The sequence below is a fragment of the Pedobacter sp. AC163 genome (assembly GCF_979258665.1).
Genome location: NZ_OZ409872.1, coordinates 5,217,751 through 5,232,643 on the forward strand (window position 1 = coordinate 5,217,751; position 14,893 = coordinate 5,232,643).

15 protein-coding genes are annotated in these 14,893 nt (G+C 36.2%); 10 read left to right on the forward strand and 5 right to left on the reverse strand.

What is annotated here, in order from left to right; translation table 11 throughout:
- The first annotated feature begins 6 nt into the window (after nucleotides 1-6).
- Nucleotides 7-777 carry a non-homologous end joining protein Ku gene (gene ku, locus ACZZZK_RS22600; protein WP_463486115.1) on the forward strand — a complete coding sequence of 257 codons (771 nt, stop codon included), beginning with the start codon at nucleotides 7-9 and terminating at the stop codon, nucleotides 775-777.
- Between the two features lie 53 nt (nucleotides 778-830).
- On the opposite strand, the gene ACZZZK_RS22605 is transcribed toward ku, so the two are convergent.
- Nucleotides 831-1,949, reverse strand: coding sequence for an alpha/beta hydrolase (locus ACZZZK_RS22605; protein WP_463486116.1), 1,119 nt, complete (start codon nucleotides 1,947-1,949; stop codon nucleotides 831-833).
- Nucleotides 1,950-2,087: 138 nt separating this feature from the next.
- Between ACZZZK_RS22605 and ACZZZK_RS22610 the strand changes: the two genes are divergently transcribed.
- From ACZZZK_RS22610 to ACZZZK_RS22620, 3 genes are all read left to right on the forward strand, one after another.
- Entirely contained in the window at nucleotides 2,088-2,456 is a 369-nt protein-coding gene (locus ACZZZK_RS22610) for a SpoIIAA family protein (protein ID WP_463486117.1), read from the forward strand.
- 111 nt (nucleotides 2,457-2,567) lie between these two features.
- Nucleotides 2,568-2,720, forward strand: coding sequence for a hypothetical protein (locus ACZZZK_RS22615; protein WP_265801052.1), 153 nt, complete (start codon nucleotides 2,568-2,570; stop codon nucleotides 2,718-2,720).
- Nucleotides 2,721-2,729: 9 nt separating this feature from the next.
- A complete protein-coding gene (locus tag ACZZZK_RS22620; protein WP_463486118.1) occupies nucleotides 2,730-3,536 on the forward strand; it encodes a mechanosensitive ion channel family protein in 807 nt (268 codons plus the stop codon).
- 1 nt (nucleotide 3,537) lies between these two features.
- Here the strand turns inward: ACZZZK_RS22620 and ACZZZK_RS22625 are convergent, their stop codons facing one another.
- Nucleotides 3,538-3,906, reverse strand: coding sequence for a response regulator transcription factor (locus ACZZZK_RS22625; protein WP_463486119.1), 369 nt, complete (start codon nucleotides 3,904-3,906; stop codon nucleotides 3,538-3,540).
- A gap of 146 nt (nucleotides 3,907-4,052) precedes the next feature.
- On the opposite strand from ACZZZK_RS22625, the gene ACZZZK_RS22630 reads away from it, so the two are divergent.
- The 4 genes from ACZZZK_RS22630 (at nucleotide 4,053) to ACZZZK_RS22645 (ending at nucleotide 7,712) form a co-directional block, all read left to right on the forward strand.
- The gene (locus ACZZZK_RS22630) at nucleotides 4,053-6,263 is read left to right on the forward strand and encodes an ATP-binding protein (RefSeq protein ID WP_463486120.1); all 2,211 of its coding nucleotides are present in this window, start codon (nucleotides 4,053-4,055) and stop codon (nucleotides 6,261-6,263) included.
- Between the two features lies 1 nt (nucleotide 6,264).
- On the forward strand, nucleotides 6,265-6,681 hold the full coding sequence (locus ACZZZK_RS22635; RefSeq protein ID WP_056849278.1) for a response regulator: 417 nt from the start codon (nucleotides 6,265-6,267) through the stop codon (nucleotides 6,679-6,681).
- Nucleotides 6,682-6,764: 83 nt separating this feature from the next.
- On the forward strand, nucleotides 6,765-7,349 hold the full coding sequence (locus ACZZZK_RS22640) for a biliverdin-producing heme oxygenase (RefSeq protein WP_463486121.1): 585 nt from the start codon (nucleotides 6,765-6,767) through the stop codon (nucleotides 7,347-7,349).
- A gap of 183 nt (nucleotides 7,350-7,532) precedes the next feature.
- Entirely contained in the window at nucleotides 7,533-7,712 is a 180-nt protein-coding gene (locus ACZZZK_RS22645) for a hypothetical protein (protein WP_010602585.1), read from the forward strand.
- A 337-nt stretch (nucleotides 7,713-8,049) separates the two neighbouring features.
- On the opposite strand, the gene ACZZZK_RS22650 is transcribed toward ACZZZK_RS22645, so the two are convergent.
- Both ACZZZK_RS22650 and ACZZZK_RS22655 read right to left on the reverse strand, forming a co-directional pair.
- Entirely contained in the window at nucleotides 8,050-9,084 is a 1,035-nt protein-coding gene (locus ACZZZK_RS22650; protein ID WP_463486122.1) for an HmuY family protein, read from the reverse strand.
- A 24-nt stretch (nucleotides 9,085-9,108) separates the two neighbouring features.
- Nucleotides 9,109-11,187, reverse strand: coding sequence for a TonB-dependent receptor plug domain-containing protein (locus ACZZZK_RS22655; protein ID WP_463486123.1), 2,079 nt, complete (start codon nucleotides 11,185-11,187; stop codon nucleotides 9,109-9,111).
- Nucleotides 11,188-11,289: 102 nt separating this feature from the next.
- On the opposite strand from ACZZZK_RS22655, the gene ACZZZK_RS22660 reads away from it, so the two are divergent.
- A complete protein-coding gene (locus ACZZZK_RS22660; protein ID WP_463486124.1) occupies nucleotides 11,290-12,222 on the forward strand; it encodes a helix-turn-helix domain-containing protein in 933 nt (310 codons plus the stop codon).
- Between the two features lie 25 nt (nucleotides 12,223-12,247).
- On the opposite strand, the gene ACZZZK_RS22665 is transcribed toward ACZZZK_RS22660, so the two are convergent.
- Complete coding sequence (locus tag ACZZZK_RS22665; RefSeq protein ID WP_463486125.1) at nucleotides 12,248-13,264, reverse strand: LacI family DNA-binding transcriptional regulator; 1,017 nt, start codon at nucleotides 13,262-13,264, stop codon at nucleotides 12,248-12,250.
- A gap of 153 nt (nucleotides 13,265-13,417) precedes the next feature.
- Here ACZZZK_RS22665 and ACZZZK_RS22670 point away from each other — a divergent pair, with 153 nt between their 5' ends.
- The gene (locus ACZZZK_RS22670) at nucleotides 13,418-14,770 is read left to right on the forward strand and encodes a Gfo/Idh/MocA family protein (RefSeq protein ID WP_463486126.1); all 1,353 of its coding nucleotides are present in this window, start codon (nucleotides 13,418-13,420) and stop codon (nucleotides 14,768-14,770) included.
- The last annotated feature ends 123 nt before the right edge of the window (nucleotides 14,771-14,893 follow it).

Here is a 14,893-nt window from a genome sequence, read left to right on the forward strand (position 1 = left end):
ATTGCTATGAGATCGATTTGGAAAGGTTCAATTGGATTCGGTTTAGTTAATATTCCTGTAAAATTGTTTTCAGGAGTGCAAACTACGCACCTGGATTTTGATATGCTTGATGAACGCGATCATGAAAAAATTAGGTACATGCGTGTAAATGATAAAACGCATAAGGAAGTACCTTTTGATAAAATTGTTAAAGGACATTTTCTTAAAGACAAATACATTATTTTAGATAAACACGATTTCGAAGAAGCTTCACCGGAAAAAACTAAAATTATTGAACTCGAAAATTTTGTCGATATCAAAGAGATAAATCCTATTTATTACGAAACCTCATATTATACAGAACCAGAGAAGCAGGGTCGAAAGGCTTATGCACTGCTATTAAAAGCATTAGAAAAATCTGGCAAAGCCGGTGTAGCTCGGTTTGTTTTAAGAAATACCGAAAACCTTTGCGTTATTCATCCTATGGAAGGTGTAATTGTAATTACCAAAATTCGGTTTGAACAAGAGATTAGAAGTTTATCAGACATTAATAAAGTAACGGACATCACAATTACTAAAAAGGAGATGGACGTCGGTTTAGCGCTGATTAAACAATATAGTTCGGAATTTGATTTAAGTGCTTTTAAAGATGACTACAGCGAAGAATTGTTAAAAATAATTAAGGCAAAAGCCAAAGGCAAACGAGCCACAGTAAAGAAAATGAAACCACAAAAAGCGACGAGCGATGATTTATATGATCAATTGATGCAAAGTTTGGGATCAAAAAAAGGAGCTTAAGTGTGTTGGAATGAAAAAAAAAGGAGGCCTTATCGCCTCCTTTTTTCGTTATCTTATTTGAAGGCAGCCTTTAACTGTTCTGCTGCATAAGCTTGAGCCGCTTTAGCTTCTGGAACAACAAGGGCCATTCCGAAAAATTCATGTGTTACGCCTTCATAATTTCTGCTATTCACCTTCACGCCAGCTTCAGCTAGTTTATTGGCTAATATTGTTCCATCATCATGCAAAGGATCAATTTCTGCAGTGATGATAGTGGTAGGAGGTAAGCCTTTTAGATTTGCATTTACCAGCGAAATTTTTGGATTTTGTGCTTCAATCATTGTGGTTAAGTATTTTTCTGTAAACCAACCCATCATTGCTTTATTTAATGGTTTAGCATTGGCATAAAGCTTATAAGATTCTGTATCCATATTTGATTGTGCAATAGGATAAATCAAAACCTCGTGTAAAGGGATCATTATATTTTTATCTCTTGCCGTAATAGATACATTCGCTGCTAAATTACCACCGGCACTCTCGCCAACAACAGCAATTTTCGCTGGGTCACCTTTTAAGCTAACTGCATTTTTGACTACCCATTCATAGGCTGCAAACGCATCGTTGTGCGCCGTCGGGAATTTATTCTCTGGAGCAAGCCTGTAAGCAACGGATACCACTACAGCATTAACCTGTTCTGCTAATCCCTGTGCAGAGGCATTGTAAACATCTAAGTTGGCAATAACAAAACCGCCACCATGATAATAAACAATCACTGGATATGGACCATTTCCGGCTTTAGGAGTGTAAATGCGAACATGAATTTTTCCACCAGCAACATTGATGTCCTTACCGCTGGTATCAACTTTAGGTGCTGGAACTTTGATCTCATTTTGCTTTACTAAATCCATAACGGCATCGGTTGGCGTATGGTTTTTACGAGCAGCAGCTGGATCTAAGGTTTCCAAAGGCTGATCTCCATAACTCGCTAGTTTTTCAATTACAGTTTGCATTTCCGGTTTAATTGTTTTACCCCACTCTGGCGGAGGACCGGCTGGTTTCAACGCTACGACAGTTGACGAATCGGCCATTACAGAATCTGTAGTGTTTGTTGTTTTATCTCCACTGGTGCAGGCAGATAGTGACATCGCCAGCGCACAAAGGGCAGATGACAACTTTAATAAATTGGTTTTCATAGGATACTTTTTTTTATAAATGCTTCTTCTATAACGTTATCAGGAAGTTAGAGTTTGGTTTTACACACAACCTTTTAGAATTTAATCGCTTTCCAAACATCTACACCAATTAACTTGTTCTATAAAAAACTAAATAATATGTTAACAGAAATTACAGGGTTACCCGATAATGTATTTGGTGTGAGGGCTACCGGCGAAGTTACCAGTGATGATTTGAAGAACGTATTGTTACCCGGCTTAAAACGAACGGCAGATCGATTTGACGAAATAAGGTATTTATTGGTGTTGGAAACTGATGTAAAGAATTTTACCGCTGGTGCCTGGGTTCAAGATGCTAAGGCGGGGTTACAAAATTTCACTAAATGGAAAAAAATAGCTGTTTTAAGCCACGAGAAAAGTGTAGAATGGTTTTCAGATGCATTCTCAATAGCAACTCCAGGTTCATCAAAAGGTTTTAAACCAGATGAACTAGAAGAAGCCAAAGCGTGGTTAATTACTGATAACTAAATTAAATATTCAACTATGAAATCCGCTCTATTTCACGCCACAATCGGGATGAGTAATTTAGTTGGCGCATGCAGTGAGTAGGGTTTTGTTAACTTAAATAATTAAAAACAGATGAAAAATTCAAAAACTTCGGCAGAAAAAAGCAAAGCTACTGCACCAAAAGATGAAAAAGCAAAAGGAGCCGATGAAAAGGTTACTTCGGCAAAAGACGCTAAAAAAGTAGATGTGAGTAAGGAGTCGCCTAACAAAGACAAAAGTAAGTGAGTTTAATTTATGAAGATAGATTCGGATAATATTAATCGGTTTTACGATAAAATTTTTGATTGGGTAATAGCGAAAGGTCCGGCTGTTCTTTTAGGTATTGCTGTATTAATTGTTGGTTTATGGCTTATTAAAATTTTTAGTAAATGGTCAAAAGCAGCAATGACGCGGAGGGCAGTAAACCCTTCATTAACACCATTTCTTACTAGTCTAATCATCATTACGTTAAGAGTGCTTTTGGTTTTAACTGTAATGCAAATTATCGGAATCCAACTGACATTTTTAACTGTATTAGTGGGTGGTATAGGAGTAGCCGCCGGTTTAGCGCTATCAGGTACTTTACAAAATTTTGCAAGTGGGGTGCTGATACTATTGCTAAAACCGTTTGTAGTAGGCGATAATATTATCGCTCAGGGGCAGGAAGGTACAGTAAAATCAATACAGATTTTCTATACCATTGTGAAAACTTTCGACAATAGATCAGTAGTAATACCGAACAGTAAATTATCGAATGAAGTAATCATCAACATCAGCAAAGAAGGCGTAAGAAGGCTAGATATTGAAATTAAGTTTAGTTATGGGATTGAATTTGAGCAAATAGTCAAAGTTTTTAACCAAACGGTTGACGAATTTAAAAAATGCCTCAACACTCCAGAACGTAGAATAGGGGTATCGACTTTAGAAGATAGTGGTTACAAAGTGGCCATGAACATTTGGGTGAAAGCTCATGGGTTTATGGATACAAAGTTATCTTTTCAGCAAGAGTTAATGAAAAATTTAAAAAATGGCGGGGTAAAATTACCTGGAATGCCAGACTAATTTATGCTTTCAGAAGTGCATAAATCTTATCCATCAGCTCATCAATATTAAACGGCTTCGCCATAAAGTCATCGGCAGAAACCCCATCAAGTGTGTAATTGGTGGCATTATAACGGGCGGAAATCATTAACACAGGAATATGGCTGGTTGAGTCTTTCTCTTTCAATTCTTTCAAAAGAACTCTTCCGTCAATATCCGGCAGCATGATATCCATGATGATAACATCTGGATTAAACTCGGATACATGCTCAATAAAATCTGCGCCTTTGTTTAACCCCGCTACATTAAAAGCTTCGCTTTCTAAGATAAGAGTAATAACATCTAAAATTGCATGGTTATCTTCTATAACCAGAATGTTCTTTTTTGACAAGGTTGGGATGATTTTTAAATTTTGAACAAAGATAAAATAAAAAATAAATCTCTAAACTGAATATAGCAAATTAGAGTCATTCTAAAAGAACAGTAATATTTGCCATTTAGAAAATTCTAATACTTTTGTAAGTGCTAATACATCCTATGAATAAATTTTCTGTTGATTTAACCAATTGTGATAAAGAGCCTATTCACATTCCCGGCAAAATTCAGTCGCATGGTTTTTTAATCGCTATCAATAAAATTGATTTCACTATCACCTATATAAGTGAGAACACAAGCGATTATCTTTCTACGCCAGCTAAAAATTTATTGGATCAGCCTATTTCGGTATTGTCAAATCATTTCGCTCATGAACCTGATTTTAATATCGAAAACTTATTAAAGTTAGGGGTGATTAGGAAAAGTTTCGATGCCATTAGTCCATATCCCATTGCAATAAACGAAAAGCCATTTTATCTTATTATAAATACTTCAGTTAACGATTGGCTTTTAGAATTTGAGCCAGTAAGTTTACAATATGATATTCAAAGTTTAGTTGGCAGATCGGCCTCTGCAATGCTGCAAGGTAAATCGGTATCAGCCTTATTAAAAGGAGCCGCTTCCGAAGTTAAAAAGCTTATTGGTTATGATCGTATCATGATTTATAAGTTTTTAGATGATGGACACGGAGAAGTAGTAGCCGAAGAAAGGGAAGATCATTTAGAGCCATTTTTTGGTTTACATTATCCAGCGACAGATATTCCGAAACAAGCAAGAGAATTGTATAAGCTAAATTTAACACGCCTAATTGCAGATGTTAATACCGATGATTCTCCTATAATAACTTTCAACGAAGCCACCGCATTAGATTTAACTAACGGAAGTTTGCGAGCTGTTTCGCCTATCCATATCCAATATTTAAAAAATATGGGGGTGTATTCGAGCTTTAGTATTTCGTTAATCGCAAATGGCGAGTTATGGGGTTTGATTGCTTGTCATAATTATAGTCCTAAATTTATAGATTATAAAGCTCGCGAAGGCGCTAAGCTCATTGGCGAAATTTTGTCTTCTGCATTGGAATACAGACAGGAAGAAGAAAATTCGGAAACAGTAGAATTATTCAACAACACTGCGAATGTACTATCTGAACACCTCAATCGAGATAAGTATCTAGTTGAAGCACTAACCAATTACGATGAAACGTTACTGAATGTTACTCATGGAACCGGTGTGGCGATTGTTTTCGAAAACGAGCTAAAAACAATTGGTGAAGTTCCGGATGATGAGTCGATATGGGAGTTAGTCGCCTGGCTTAAAGATAATAGCGACGAATCGATTTACTATACGCATCGGCTTTCCGAAATTTTTCATCCAGCGAAAAAGTATAAAGATATAGCATCTGGAATCTTGGCATGTTCGCTAAGTAAAGATCCCGTTGAAATCATGATCTGGTTTAAGCCAGAACAAATATCTACCGTTAATTGGGCAGGAAATCCTGATAAACCCGTAACCGCTTTTGTGGATGGATTAGCGAGTCTATCTCCAAGAAAGTCTTTCGAAACTTGGTCTGAAGTGGTTAATAATACATCCGAGAAATGGATGCCGGAAGAGATTACTTCCGTTTTGCGCATCCGGGAAATTATCGTTGCTCACATTAATAAGAAAGCCAACGAGATTAGATTGTTAAATGAGAAACTACAATCAGCTTATGAGGAACTGGATACTTTTAGTTATACCATTTCTCACGATTTGAGAACACCGCTTACCTCTATAAAAACCTATGCAGAGCTGATGTTGAAAAACAAAACGCTGGATGATAAGGGAAAGAGCATGCTGGATAGGATTGTTAACAGTGCTAACAAAATGAATTTTCTAATCAAGGAGATTTTAAATTTAGCTCGTGTAGGCCGTTCTGAAATCGTTTTTGAGACGGTAAATATGCAATCGTTGTTAGCTGAGGTTAGCGCTGAAGTCTGGTCGGCTTTTAAAGCAGACAATGCCGAATTGATTTTAGGGCAATTGGTTGATCTGAAAGGTGATAAAACAATGATCGCTCAAGTTTTTACAAATCTTATCAGCAATGCTGTAAAATACTCGTCAATGGTTAAAAGCCCTAAAATTGAAGTGAGTGCTGTTATAGATGGTGGAGAAACTATTTATACGATTAAAGATAATGGTATGGGAATTGATAACCGTTATTACGACAGAGTCTTTGAGCTTTTTAAGCGCATGGAAAATGTTAAGGATATTGAGGGAACAGGTGTGGGTTTAGCCATTGTAAAAAGAATAGTTGAAAGACATAACGGTAGGGTTTGGTTTGAAAGCAAACTCCATGCAGGTTCAACTTTCTATGTGGCTTTTAAAAATAAATAGAATGACGCCAGACATATTTTATGTAGAAGATGATACGGATTATGCATTTTTTATGCAGAACGCCGTACAAGAAGTTAAAGAAACGCTAAATCTGAGTATTGTAGAAGACGGAAAAGAGGCTTTGGAAAAATTGCAGGCTTTCGCTGATACTAAAACCAAACCGAAATTAATTTTATTGGATTTAAACTTACCAGGTTTGTCTGGGTTAGATTTATTGAAATTTATTAGAGATATTCCTTACTTAAAATCTGTTCCGGTGATTTTATTCTCCACCTCAGATCATCCGGATGATGTAAAAGCATCAATAGAGTTTGGTGCCAATGCTTATTTAACAAAACCCGATGGCTACGATAACTTACTGAAATGTGTACACTCCGTACACGACTTTTGGTTTAACCAGCATTTACGTTTAAATTAATTTTTTTAGATATAACAATAAAGATTCGGGCTTCAATCCGAATCTTTTCTTTTTTACAATTTACTTTTAGATATCACCTAAATATGATTGCCAATTTATTGAGAACGGAAACCGCTGAAAATCATGCGGCATTAGAATCTTTAATGTTTGTAAATGAAATTATGAACAATACATTAAGCATTGAAAACTATAAAAAACTATTAACCATTAATTACATTATACATCAAAAATTAGAAAATAAGTTAGCCAATATGTTAGATAATGATTTGGCTGATCGATTGGATATGAAGAACAGACTAAAATTAGCTGCGCTGGAAAAGGACCTGGCGTATTGGCAAATTGATAGTTTGACTTTGCCAGCGCTTAACTTCGAATTATTTGTGCCTGAAAAAAACAATGCAGAAGTATTAGGCGCATTATATGTGCTGGAAGGCGCTACACTGGGTGGAAACGTAATTAAGAAGCATATTTTGGCTAACCCTAATTTTTCTAATCACGAAGGCGGTTTAAACTATTATGGTGTTTATGGGGAAGAGCTAGGCTCAAAATGGAAAAATTTTGTAACTATACTGAATGAAAGTGTTATAAGTGCTGATTACGAGCGATGCGTTAGAAGCGCTAATGAAACCTTTAATAATTTGATCAAGTTATCAAAACAGCTTAATTAGGTTTCCAAATTCGGCCTGATAAAATCAAAAAAATACATCTATAATACTGCTAAGGCATTTTTTTGATTGTTAGAATGTGCAAAACTTCTTTCAAATTAAAATTTGCTTTCTGTTGTTAATTCAAGGTAAATATGTATTATTGAAAAAAATAAATTTTTTAAACCTTAAAAACATCAATTAGCGATGGAAAAATTCTCAAAAGTTAAAGCTGCTGTTGCTGCGATTGAAGCAGATGTAGAAAAATTTTATAATGCTGGCAATGCAGCTGCTGGTACTCGTGTGCGTAAAGCAATGCAAGATCTTAAAGTTTTAGCACAAGAAATCCGTGCAGAAGTAACTGACAAGAAAAACTCTGGAAAATAATATTTCGCGAGTAAGAACAAAAAGGGTTTCGGTATGCCGGAGCCCTTTTTGCGTTTAGTGCATTTTGAGTAGCTATCGTTATCCCAAACTTACTATCTGCAAAAGAGTGGGCATCCTAATTATTAGTTTGCAGCTTGTAACGTTGCTAGCTCTAACAGGCAATTTGCTTATTAGAGATTGTAACTTTAAAAGACAGTTTGGGAATTAGCATGTGACAATGCAACAATTGAGCATCCAACAATTAACCCGAAGCCCTATAAAAGATAAAGCTCCCCATCGCGGGGAGCATCTATCCAACTAACAAAACATATTTTTAATTGAGAGCAAATAATTCAGGCTAACCTTTTTTAACCAACTTATATTCAAATACAGGTTTTCCACGCTCACCACCATCGCTTCCAACACCCATACTTACAAATCTTAGTTTATAATTATTACCAGCACCATCTTTAATAACATAGAAACGGTCAGATTTAATACCTGTCCCTGTAGTTGATCTCCACTTACTTCCTATGGCATCTCTAGTTGTCAAAAAAGTTAAAGTTGATAGATTTGATTCGGCGAAGGATGCATATGTTAATGTGCTTGTATTTAGAACTTCCGCTGCTGAAATACCTGCTAGATTGTTAATCGCGATATAATCTTGAAACCAATAAGGTGAACCTAAGCCAGAATTGTATGTTCCATAACTCCAGGCAAAATCCCATTCTGTTTTTCTAGGTTCAGCACTTACAGCTTTATTATTCTCTAGTGAAACGAAGACCAGGTTATAATCAGCATTCTTTGCAACATCCAAAATTTTAATGGCTGCTTCACCTAATCTTGCATATTGAATTTTGTAGCCAGCTCCATTCCGGGTAATCCTAACTTTAAACCACTTTTCTTTTTCTTTGCTTCCTTCAAAACTGACTAGGAACACTTTATTCTCCGCATCAACAGCGCTTATTTCAGGGATTGCCGTTTTAGTAACGTCACCATCCCAATAATCAACAAGTGAGACAGTTGTGGGGTCGGTGATGTCATGATTCAAGTTTACAGAGGTACCCGGATCTGCGAGTGTCACAGCAGAGATATCACTTTTTGAGGTAGTTACAGCTGTTGTTTGGTATGCTGCATTTAGTACAACTCTAAATCTGCTATCTGAAGTTAATCCAAAATTGAAACTTTTCCTTTCAACAGCTATCGCTTTATCAGTGCTCAAATCAGCATAAACAATATTTGCGTAATTTGATTCAGCAGTTTTACCGCTAAGGGTTAATGTACTTCCATCAGAAGGTGGCACTACAATTATAGGTTCTTCGCTATCTTTTTTGCAAGCCGTAAAAGTTATCGCCAAAGCAGCAATCGCAATCATTGAGTTAAGTTTATTCATGTTCTTATTTATTGTGTTTAAAAATTATTTGTTCCAGTTAAATGTTAAGCCAAGTACATAAGAGCGGCCATAGCTATAGGGTACTGCACCACCACCCGTACTATGTGCGCCTCCAGATGCGGTTGAAGTATTGCTCAAACGGGTTACATTAAACAGGTTTTTAACACCTGCATTGATGGTGATGTATTTGTAAATGCTTTTGTTAAACATCAAATCTGCTAAGCTGAACCCACCAATCTCAACCAATTGGTAATCTGTAATATTGGTATTTACACTTTGATAACTCGGAACAGCGCCCGAATATTTATAGAATAGACTGATGTTTCCTCTAATTTTTGAAAAGCTGTATAAGATCGTTGCGGTAATTTCTGGCGACCATGAAAATTCAGGTATTGTCAACTCGGGATTATTTTGTAATTGTTCATTATATCTTCCGATGTAGGATGCACCAATGGTTGCGTTTAAATTTTTATAGATGATGGTATTGTCTAAGGTAAATCCTGCAGTTTTAAATTTTGTTACATTAAATAGCGTAGTCATCGTTGCATCTTGTGCCGATTGGGCAAATGAGATTCGGTTTTTAAAAAGATTATAGAATCCTGCCAAGGTTGATCTGACTTGTAAATTGTCAAGTTTTAGTCCCGCCCAGGTTAATGAGCCATTAAAACTATTTGACTCTTCAGCTTTTAAATTTGGATTACCAATAATGTTATGACTGGCATCAACAAAATCATAGTATAACTCTCTAAGTGCTGGCGATCTAAAGCCACGGGCGTAAGCCAATCTCAAATCGAAATTTTTGCTTAAAACAAACTTGGTGTTTAGTGATGGAATAACAGGAGGAGCGGGGTACACCGAATTTTTGACAAATCTTAACCCCGGCCTGATATTTATCCCTTCAATAGGTTTAATCTCTGATGAAATAAAAAGCGCATAATCATTTATTACTGGCGAACCATTAATTCGTTGTCCACTTGCTGCATCTCTGTTAAATTCAAAACCTGGTTGAAAGGAAATTTTGGAATTTAAAATATACTGTGCTGTGGCCCTGAAAATAGTGGAGTTAAATTTGGCAGTATCCTGCTTTCCTTGTTCGGTACTGAGCACATCTGCACCTGTACTGAAATTGTGATTCATGGTTCTGGTTAAACGTTTCAAATCAGAATAACCAGCTATGGCAGTTAATTGTAATGAATTACTTAATCTCCATTCAGATTGTAATTGATTGGTGTAACGCTTGGTTTTATAAGTCTGCCATTCAGCGATGTAATTCAGCGTATTCATACCGAGACGGCTAATAATTTCTTCCTGCAGCCCATCCAATCTGTACCAAATATTAAAATCTTTGTTTCTATACCCAATCTTTGTATTGGCAAGCCACTGCTCTTTTGGTTTCCAACGGTTGCCACTCGCCAAATCCTGATCAACAATGTCTCTGGAAGTAGTGCTTGGTTTAATGTTCCAGCCAGCAAAATCGTTGTGCGTTACGCCAAACAAGGCACTCCAGCCGTTGTTTTGCCAACTTAACCCAAAATTTTGAACATGATTTCCTTTGTCCGAAAATACTCTATACTCGTTTCCAACAGTTTCCTCCTGCAATCTTGCTGTGATATTTAACAAGGATTTTCCAGCACGTTTGGTAATAATATTAATCACACCAGCTAAGGCATCAGCCCCGTAAACAACCGACATTGGCCCTTCAACAATTTCAATACGTTCTATGGTATTTATATCAATTTGGTTTAAACTTTCCCTTGTATCAGATCGATCTATCATCGGTACGCCATCCAGTAAGACCTTTACATTTCTACCAGTCATGCCCATTATGGTTACATCGGTTGTTCCTAATGTTAAATCATTACTAAACCTGAAACCTAATTCGGTATTTAAAACTTGCTGTAAGTTAACAGCTCCACGTAAACGAATTTTTTCTGCACTAATCGTTCGCACATTGTAAACTGAATTTTTTAACGATTGAGGACCAAACTGACCAGTAACCACAACATCTTTCAATTCAGTTGCCTTGGTGGTATCTTTTTTAATTTCCTGGGCCACAGTTAAAAATCCACAACACACTAAAAAGATGGATAAATATATTTTCATTTATTTAGACTAATTATAAATAATTATGCAAATTTGTCGATAATCAGAAACATCAGATAACGCCAAACGGATAATTAATGCCGTGATACGGATTAAAAAAACATGGGAATTAAAATATCAGACTATGCTACAGAAGAACCTATTTATTCAAATACCTATCCATATAATTTCGAAGTTGCAAAGGATATTGATGAACACAGTAGCGAAATAGCGAATGCTGATTATCAAATAAAAATCAGCGAGAAATGGTTTGAAGGCATCCATGTTACTGTTGCAGACATTGAAAGCAATCAGCCTAAAGATTTTAGATACAGCTCAGCTCAAGAAAATATTGGCTTTCTGTATTGCATTGAAGGAGTACTTTTCATTAATAAGGCCGATGAAGCAAGTGACCCGGTCATTATAAACGCTAATCAACAGTCTATTGCTTTTGGACAATTAAACAATACCGTACTCCATATTAATGGGAGGGTTAAATATTTATATATTCAACTTACCTCATCCTACTATCAAAGAATCGCCAATAAAACATTCGAAGCAGAATCATTTCCAAAAGAAAAAACGGTAACACCAGAAATGGAGCTACTCTTTCAATCCATTATCAATTCAAAATATGCTGGTAGAGCAAATCGGTTGTTTATCGAATCTAAAATTTTTGAACTGATTATTTACTATATCGATCAGCAACATAAGCCAGAGAGCTTTCTTATTAAGAAAGATGATGTGGATAAAATTCTATTAGCAAAGAAGCTGGTGGAGTCTGATCTCCAAAAACCGCATTCGCTTGTCGAGTTAGCAAGAAAGGTTGGTATAAACGATTACAAGCTTAAACGTGGTTTTAAAGAAATTACGGGATATACCGTATTTGGTTATTTGTATAAAATTAGAATGGAACAGGCTTATCATTTCCTAACTCAGGATAAAAAAAGTGTAAGTGAGGTATCGTATTTAGTAGGTTATAAAAATCCACAGCACTTTATATACGCTTTTAAAAAGCTTTATAAAATTTTACCAGGAAGTTTGAACAAAATCTAAAACTCCACGCAAACGTTTGTGTTGATTAATCTTTGCCTTCGTTTACAATCAAGTCTGATTCTACTATGGTGTTATAAAATGCCTGGTTTTCTGAATTGGGACTATTCATTAAATCGAGAAGAATGTTTGCGGCTTTCTGTCCCTGCAAATAGGGATACTGTTCTACTGATGCAACTGGTGAATGATCTATATAGCTTATAATGGGTAAGTTAGCATAACTAACAATGTCAAAATCATTAATTACATTGAGTTTCTTAAAATATTTGATCAAAAATAAGGCAACATAATCATTAAAGGCTACAATTGCAGTTGGTTTCCTTTTATGATTTAAAAATTGATTGGCAGCTTCTATAGTGCCTTTTTCAGTTAAATCGCAGTTAACAATTAAAGACGGATCGAACTTCAGCCGGTTAAAGGTAATGGCTTGCATATAACCATCTTTTCTTTCCTCGCTCGCGAACAAGGTGGTCGGCCCGTTTATCATCCCAATACTTCTGTGGCCTTTTTTAAGCAGGTAATTTATAGCCTTAACGGTTGCGCTTTCTAAGCTGCAAGCTACATAGTGAACATTTTTAAAGGGAGGAATGCGGTCGAAAAATACGACAGGAATATTAAAAGAATTTAATTTTTCAAAGTGATCAAATTTAGAAGTGTCTTTACTGATAGAAACCAACAAGCCATCAACACGTTGATTTTTCATCTTTTCTACCAACTTCACTTCCTGATCATAATCATCATGTGATTGGGCAAAAATTACAGTATAATTCTTTTTTAATGCCTCATCTTCAATTGCAGATATAGCTGTGGAGAAAAAAAGCTCTGATAGTTCAGGTAAAATCACACCGATAGTATAGGTTTTGCCCTTTTGAAATAAAATTGCAGCATTATTAGGCTCATAATTAAGTGATTTTGCCAACTGCTTAATTTTTTCTCTTGTTACTGCTCCAATACTGGGATGATCATGTAAGCCTCTAGATACGCTAGAAGGAGAAATGTTCAAAAGTCTGGCGATTTCTTTTATAGTGGTTGGTTTGGATTGCATTTTGACTGCTAAACTACTTCTTCGTGATGTAATATTACGAAAATAATCAAACGTTTGCGTTGTTTTTTTACTCCATTTCCTATAATCAAGATTTAAATATCGATACATTCGAATATCTTTTAATGGGTAACCAATATAAAATATTTGAGCTTTATGGATAGAAGACAATTTGTTAAAAACGCAGGACTAACCACCGCTGCTTTCGCAGCCCTTCCAGATCAATCTATTTTTGCATCACCCGTTAATGATAAAATTAAAGTGGTGATGATCGGAGTAGGTTTAAGGGGCCAAAATCATTTGGAATTGCTTTTGAAAAGAAATGATGTAGAATTGGTGGCTATCTGCGATATAGATGACAGAATGTTAACAATGAGTAAAGCCATTGTTGCGAAAAGTGGTAAGCCAATGCCAAAGATTTTTACAGGTGATGAAAATGCCTGGAGAAAAATGCTGGAAATAAAGGGTATTAAAGCTGTAGTGATTTCTACTCCATGGGAACTGCATAAACCAATGATAATCGGTGCAATAGATGCCGGCATAAAATACGTAGGATCCGAGGTATCGTTGGGAATTAACCTGCAAGATCATTGGGATGTGGTCCACGCTGCAGAAAAAGGTAATGCACATGTGATGATGCTTGAAAATGTTTGTTATCGGAGAGATGTTCTCGCGGCTTTGAACATGGTTCGACAGGGTGTTTTCGGGGAGATGATTCATTTTCAAGGCGGTTATCAGCATGACTTAAGGGAAGTTAAATTCAACGATGGCGTTAATCCATATGGACACGGAGTGGAATTTGGTGACAAAGGATTTTCAGAAGCCAAATGGAGAACAAACCATTCTGTTCATCGCAATGGTGATTTATATCCTACACATGGTGTCGGCCCGATTGCTCAATGTATAGATATTAATAGGGGAAACCGGTTTTTGAAGTTAAATTCCTTTGCAACCAAATCTCGTGGCTTGCATAACTATATTGTTGAAAAAGGAGGTGCAAACCATCCGAATGCTAAAGTGAATTTCAGATTAGGAGATATTGTAACGACCACAATTGATTGTGCAAATGGCGAAACGATTATTTTGCAGCATGATACTAATTTACCACGCCCTTACTCTTTAGGTTTCCGTTTTCAGGGTACAAAGGGTTTATGGATGGATGTGAACAAGAGTATTTATGTAGAAGGCATAAGCAAGCCACATGCTTGGGATAATGCTAAAGAGTGGCTCGAAAAGTATGATCATCCGCTATGGAAAAAATACGGAAATGATGCCCAGGGTGCAGGACATGGAGGTATGGATTTCTTTGTGATAAACGCGTTCATCGAATCAGCCAAAAGGAAGCTACCTACACCGCTCGATGTTTATGACGCTGCAACTTGGAGCGCCATTACCCCTTTAAGTGAACAATCAATAGAGTTAGGAAACGAAACAGTGGAGTTTCCAGATTTTACAGGAGGTAAATGGATGAGCAGAAAGCCAATATTTGCTCAAAATGATGATTATTGATAGGAAGCGATTTTGCAATCACTAAGCAAGTGATGAAGTAAAACGAGAAGTGTTATAACCACTCCCCGTTTAATGGCACTTCAAATAAATGAATTCACTTGAATTACATAAGTTATCTAAGCT

What these genes read in the sequence shown, in the direction of transcription:
- ACZZZK_RS22655 (WP_463486123.1), bottom strand. Translation starts at nt 11,187, where the DNA reads ATGAAAATATATTTATCCATCTTTTTAGTGTGTTGTGGATTTTTAACT.
- ACZZZK_RS22640 (WP_463486121.1), top strand. Translation starts at nt 6,765, where the DNA reads ATGATTGCCAATTTATTGAGAACGGAAACCGCTGAAAATCATGCGGCA.
- ACZZZK_RS22620 (WP_463486118.1), top strand. Translation starts at nt 2,730, where the DNA reads ATGAAGATAGATTCGGATAATATTAATCGGTTTTACGATAAAATTTTT.
- ACZZZK_RS22670 (WP_463486126.1), top strand. Translation starts at nt 13,418, where the DNA reads ATGGATAGAAGACAATTTGTTAAAAACGCAGGACTAACCACCGCTGCT.
- ACZZZK_RS22605 (WP_463486116.1), bottom strand. Translation starts at nt 1,949, where the DNA reads ATGAAAACCAATTTATTAAAGTTGTCATCTGCCCTTTGTGCGCTGGCG.
- ACZZZK_RS22630 (WP_463486120.1), top strand. Translation starts at nt 4,053, where the DNA reads ATGAATAAATTTTCTGTTGATTTAACCAATTGTGATAAAGAGCCTATT.
- ACZZZK_RS22645 (WP_010602585.1), top strand. Translation starts at nt 7,533, where the DNA reads ATGGAAAAATTCTCAAAAGTTAAAGCTGCTGTTGCTGCGATTGAAGCA.
- ACZZZK_RS22635 (WP_056849278.1), top strand. Translation starts at nt 6,265, where the DNA reads ATGACGCCAGACATATTTTATGTAGAAGATGATACGGATTATGCATTT.
- ACZZZK_RS22615 (WP_265801052.1), top strand. Translation starts at nt 2,568, where the DNA reads ATGAAAAATTCAAAAACTTCGGCAGAAAAAAGCAAAGCTACTGCACCA.
- ACZZZK_RS22660 (WP_463486124.1), top strand. Translation starts at nt 11,290, where the DNA reads ATGGGAATTAAAATATCAGACTATGCTACAGAAGAACCTATTTATTCA.
- ku (WP_463486115.1), top strand. Translation starts at nt 7, where the DNA reads ATGAGATCGATTTGGAAAGGTTCAATTGGATTCGGTTTAGTTAATATT.
- ACZZZK_RS22665 (WP_463486125.1), bottom strand. Translation starts at nt 13,264, where the DNA reads ATGCAATCCAAACCAACCACTATAAAAGAAATCGCCAGACTTTTGAAC.
- ACZZZK_RS22650 (WP_463486122.1), bottom strand. Translation starts at nt 9,084, where the DNA reads ATGAATAAACTTAACTCAATGATTGCGATTGCTGCTTTGGCGATAACT.
- ACZZZK_RS22610 (WP_463486117.1), top strand. Translation starts at nt 2,088, where the DNA reads ATGTTAACAGAAATTACAGGGTTACCCGATAATGTATTTGGTGTGAGG.